Annotated in this window: 4 protein-coding genes and 1 pseudogene; 3 read left to right on the top strand and 2 right to left on the bottom strand. The window is 60.2% G+C overall.

Features of this window, described 5'->3' with window-relative positions:
• Positions 1-239 precede the first annotated feature (239 nt).
• A pseudogene (locus tag GSQ92_RS22715) lies at positions 240-359 on the bottom strand (ATP-binding cassette domain-containing protein); the annotation flags it as partial.
• A gap of 367 nt (positions 360-726) precedes the next feature.
• Between GSQ92_RS22715 and GSQ92_RS22710 the strand changes: the two are divergent.
• The 3 genes from GSQ92_RS22710 to GSQ92_RS22700 all read left to right on the top strand — a co-directional run bounded on the left by GSQ92_RS22710 (position 727) and on the right by GSQ92_RS22700 (position 3047).
• A complete protein-coding gene (locus GSQ92_RS22710; RefSeq protein WP_158805777.1) occupies positions 727-1530 on the top strand; it encodes a transporter substrate-binding domain-containing protein in 804 nt (267 codons plus the stop codon).
• A gap of 126 nt (positions 1531-1656) precedes the next feature.
• Positions 1657-2346 (top strand): ABC transporter permease, encoded by a 690-nt coding sequence (locus GSQ92_RS22705; RefSeq protein ID WP_159014084.1) that lies wholly within the window; start codon positions 1657-1659, stop codon positions 2344-2346.
• On the top strand, positions 2343-3047 hold the full coding sequence (locus GSQ92_RS22700; protein ID WP_158805779.1) for an ABC transporter permease: 705 nt from the start codon (positions 2343-2345) through the stop codon (positions 3045-3047). The genes GSQ92_RS22705 and GSQ92_RS22700 overlap by 4 nt, the downstream gene beginning before the upstream one ends.
• A gap of 1419 nt (positions 3048-4466) precedes the next feature.
• Here GSQ92_RS22700 and GSQ92_RS22695 read toward each other — a convergent pair.
• The coding region (locus GSQ92_RS22695) for a cyclase family protein (protein WP_174247831.1) at positions 4467-4815 on the bottom strand (349 nt) is incomplete at its 5' end.

Raw genomic sequence — 4815 nt, 5'->3', positions numbered from 1 at the left:
GCGGAAAGCTAGATCTCCTTCAGGCGCGCGTTATGGGCTCCGCGTAAGCCCAACATCCATCAAAAGTGAGTCAGAGCCCAATCGCGACCCCCGCCGCTGCCGCCGCCATTGATCAGATTGTTCAGCAGCAAATTCTGCTGGAGGCTGCCGCCAAGCCCTGAGACAGCACCGCCGATGTTGCGGCTTCCTGCGCGCCGTCACGGCGGCGGCGCATCTTTATCAGCGCGCCTTTGAGAAGTCGGTATCTCCAGCAAATTGATGCAGCGCAGGAAGATGCTTTTGCCCGATCCGCCGCTGCCCAGGATAGCGATTACGTCATGCTCATGGGCAGTCAGCGAAATGCCTTTCAGCAACCTCATGCGGACCGAAATTTTGTGCCTGTCGCGAACACGTAGCGCCTCCTCCCCTGTTATGCTCGTGGTGGTTGCGTCATCTGCTGCACCAGAGCCATTGCTCGCTTACATCTTTCGCAAAACCTGATTGTTCCCTACAACAGGTTGGGCTTGTCAAGCGGATTACTCATTTTGCAAAAAGGCCATTCCGAGCAGCTTAGCCGCGACACATCTGCTTGCTGTCGCGTGCATTAAGTGGCGGAAGGGCGGCGACGATAGCATCGGCTTTCGCCCCCGTTCCCCAAATGGCCTACCGCTTGCATACTGCTTTCAATGGTATCCAGCTGATCGGGCGACCTTGCCCAGGCTAGCAAGACCAAAGGGAGACTACCTGATGAAGAAGCTTCTGGCTGCCGGTGCGCTGGCGGCGATGATACTCGGCCTTATCGGCACGGGCCCGGCCCATGCCAAGGCCTTCACCGAACTCAAGTTCGGCGTCGATGCGAGCTATCCGCCCTTCGAGAGCTTGTCGCCCTCCGGTGAGTTCGTCGGTTTCGACATGGATCTGGGCCGCGCCATCTGCGGCTATCTAAAGGTCAAGTGCGTGTTCGTGTCGCAGACTTTCAGCGGCATCATCCCTGCGCTTCAGGCGCGCAAGTTTGACGCCATCCTCTCTTCGATGTCGAAGACAGCGGAGCGCGAAAAGGCGATTTCCTTCTCCACCCAAATGTACGATGAGCCGACCAGCCTGATCGCCAAGAAGGGTTCGGGGATCACGGCGACGGCCGACGGCCTGAAGGGCAAGACCGTAGGCGTCGAAGCCGGCACCATCCAGGAATCCTACGCCAACGCCTACTGGAAGCCGTTCGGCGTCAAGGTCGTCTCTTATCCTGGTCAGGATCAGGTCTATGCCGATCTTCTCAGCGGCCGCTTGGATGCGTCGCTGCAGGATTCTGTCGAAGCCGATTACGGCTTCCTGAAGACGCCGAAGGGCGCCGACTACGCGCTTGTCTCCAACATTACCGATGATCCGAAGGACGTTCTCGGCTCCTTTGTCGCGATCGGCGTGCGCAAGAACGAGAAAGAGCTGCTCGCAAAGATCGATGAGGCGATCGCCGCCCTCCACAAGGACGGCACCTATGACAAGCTGCAATCCAAATATTTTAACTTCAACATCTACCAAGCCAGCGCGAACTGAGGCTGATCCGGAGGTCCGGGCCGCAACTGCGTAAGCCTGCGGCCCGTGACCATTGCCCGCCGTATCGCGGGTGACAGGGCGTGCCAGGCATTGTGTGCTGGGCACGGCCGCTTTCGGAGGAGTTGAATGAATCTCGCAGGCTATGGCCCGGCCATCCTTGACGGCGCGTTGACGACGATCGAACTGTCGATCCTCAGTCTTGCGGCCTCCTTCCTCATCGGACTTCTTGGCGCTTCCGCCAAACTCTCCCGTAGCCGAATAGCGGTTGGGGTCGCCACCGTCTATACGACGATCATTCGCGGTGTGCCTGATCTTGTTCTCATGCTGCTGCTTTTCTATAGCTTGCAGATCTGGCTGAATGATCTGACCGATGCGCTCGGGCTGGATCAATTCAACCTCAATCCCTTCACCAGCGGTGTCATCACCCTCGGCTTCATCTATGGCGCCTATTTCACCGAAACCTTTCGCGGCGCCTTCATGTCCGTGCCCCGCGGGCAAATGGAGGCCGCGCTTGCCATCGGTATGGGCCGATTTTATTCTTTCCGTCGTATCCTGTTTCCGCAGATGATGCGCTATGCCTTGCCCGGCCTCGCCAATAACTGGCAGGTCATCCTAAAGGCAACGGCGCTTGTCTCCATCATCGGCTTGTCCGACATCATCAAGGCGACGCAGGATGCGGGCAAGGCGACCTTTCAGACCTTTTTCTTCTCGGTCCTGGCCGCCATCGTCTATCTTATTCTGACAACCGCCTCGAACGGCGCGCTCCTGTTTCTCGAAAGGCGCTACGCGATCGGCGTGCGGAGAGCCGCGCTATGATCGACATCATCCAGCAATACTGGCGACCTCTTCTCTATACCGACGGCTACGCCATGACCGGGGTAGCGATGACGCTGTGGCTGCTGGTGGTTTCCTGTATCATCGGCTTCTGCCTGGCTGTGCCGCTCGCCATCGCGCGGAATGCTCGCAACCTCTTCATCCGCGGGCCGGTCTGGATCTATGTTTTCGTCTTCACCGGTACGCCGCTCTATGTGCAGCTGCTCATCATCTACACCGGTGTCTATAGCCTGAGCATCGTCCAACATACGAGCTTTCTGAACGCCTTCTTCCGCCAGGGCATAGACTGCACACTACTCGCATTCGGCCTCAATACCGGGGCCTATACGACGCAGATTTTCGCGGGCGCGATGCGCGACACGGCCTTCGGAGAGATCGAGGCGGCGCGGGCGATCGGCATGTCGAACTTCACCCTCTACCGCCGCATCATCATCCCGAGCGCGCTGCGCCGGGCGCTGCCGCTGTACAGCAACGAGGTCATCCTCATGCTGCACTCGACGACACTGGCTTTTACCGCGACAGTGCCGGATATCCTCAAAATTGCGAATGACGCGAATTCGGCGACCTACGAACCCTTCTGGTCCTTCGGCATCGCGGCCGTGCTCTATCTCTGCATTTCCTTCACGCTGATCTTCATTTTTAGGCGTGCCGAATATCGGTTTATGGCCTTCCTCCGGCGGTGAGCGAGGAGCAGGGTAAAAGCTCACCAGTTGGAGTAAGCTCGCGACAGAGGGGCGCACCCACGCTCCGAACCTGCCCGCCCTTCGTCTCGGTCCTACGCCGCCCCAGATCATCACTAGCGGCGTCTCGGGATTTCCTCGCGCGGTCGAGAATCACAGCGTAGGCGCCGGCCGAGAGTTCGCCTCGGTCCCGCCTCGTGCTGGCAATTCCGACCACCCTATTAAATTCAACTTCGGCTCGTGACGCCGTCATCTCATCACCCGCCAACTCGCGCGGATCAGGCATGGCTGTCTCCTGTTCGTCCGAGCCTTGCGTATCGCGAACGCACCCTTCGCGAGCGACAACGCAGTTTGCGTTTCACTAATGCATTGCAAGCAGCAATGGTTGAGGTTCGGCGTCCGGGTTTCACCAAGCTAGGAAAAGATGAGCTGTCTGTCCCGGACGCCGAAGGCCAAACGCGGGTGAGCGGTCACAGCCGCCTCGTGGGCCGGCGCCACAGAACCGGACTACGGGCACCCCACCCCAGCGGATCTCGCTTCCGCTGGCCTCGGCTTAAACATGCCAGCGCCGCGCACTTAATGCTCATCAACTTTGCACCTGGGTAAGTGAGCTTCGTCGTCCGGGCTTGCTATCGACACAGTCCCGAACGCCGAAGCGCGAATTAGCGGCCTAATTTCCGCCTCGCGATGACAGGGGATTATGACTCCACCACGGGAACCGCGCCCCGGCGCCTGTTGGCACCGCCGGCCCGTCAAACAACTAGGGCGGCAGCCAGCGCTAGCAGCGTCACAGTCGGCTGACGTTACGCTTCGTCACATCCCTGCCTATGGACTGTCCACGGCCAGAGCAGCGTTCACGGTCCGTTGCGCGCGAAATCGGAACCCGATTAAGGCTTACCGGAAGGCGGCCGGGCGAGGGTGATGAGCCCGCCCGGCCTAACCCTGGACGAGGATGCAACTCCCCCAGGGCTGGCGGCTACTTTAGCATGCGAGTTGTGCCTGCGCAGTTTTGCGCAGGGGTGTCGGTGATGCCGACGCCCCTAAGGGAGTCAACAATCCTTAGACCCTTGCGGGAGGTTTTTCCGCACCGTGCGGCGAACGCTGATTTTATTGGGTGAAATTCCACAGCAGCAATCACCAGCCTAGCCCTGACGCGGCGGAGCTATCTTCCATCTGCGGCGGCGTTTTCTGAACGCCCCGGAAAGAATGTCCGCTATCGTTTCCTCGCTCGTGTGGCCCGCACGCTGTGCCTCATCCGTCTCGAATGCCGCATCCAATGCCAGCCGATCCCATCGCGTCGACTTGGGACCAAAGACCGCGTTTGATGACCTTGTGTATCGTCGCCAGAGAGCTGCGATTAGAACATCGCCAACGGGTTCACCGCCGAGCCGGTGGCCCCCTTCATGCGCCACGGCGCTACGGTCACGAAGAACTGGCGGCCACGATTCCGTCCAGCTCGGTCTGGTCGAGCAGCGTGAGGCCCATGTAGGCGATCCCCACCATGTGCATGGGCTCGCTCCAGCGCTCGAAGCCGGGCTGGGTGGGATGGATGTCGTTGTCGGAATCGCTGCTCAGCACGGCCACACGCCGGTCGCGCAGCCACGGCAGGCACGAGGCATGGAGGCCGGTCCCGTGCTTGTAGGTGTTGTCCGATCCACCACCGCTACGCACGAACAGGATGTCGCCCTCGCCGACCCGCACGCCGTGCAGACGCTCGGCAGCCTCAAGGTCTTCCAGCATAATCGCCGAGCCCGGCGCTAGCGGGCCGCCA

This window comes from Acidisoma sp. S159, assembly GCF_009766125.1.
Lineage (GTDB): Bacteria > Pseudomonadota > Alphaproteobacteria > Acetobacterales > Acetobacteraceae > Acidisoma.
Note: the sequence above shows the minus strand (reverse complement) of the source record. Positions and strands in the feature narration are given on the sequence as shown.

Excerpts from the sequence above, each read along its gene's own strand:
- GSQ92_RS22705 (WP_159014084.1), top strand. The coding sequence starts at position 1,657 with ATGAATCTCGCAGGCTATGGCCCGGCCATCCTTGACGGCGCGTTGACG.
- GSQ92_RS22700 (WP_158805779.1), top strand. The coding sequence starts at position 2,343 with ATGATCGACATCATCCAGCAATACTGGCGACCTCTTCTCTATACCGAC.
- GSQ92_RS22710 (WP_158805777.1), top strand. The coding sequence starts at position 727 with ATGAAGAAGCTTCTGGCTGCCGGTGCGCTGGCGGCGATGATACTCGGC.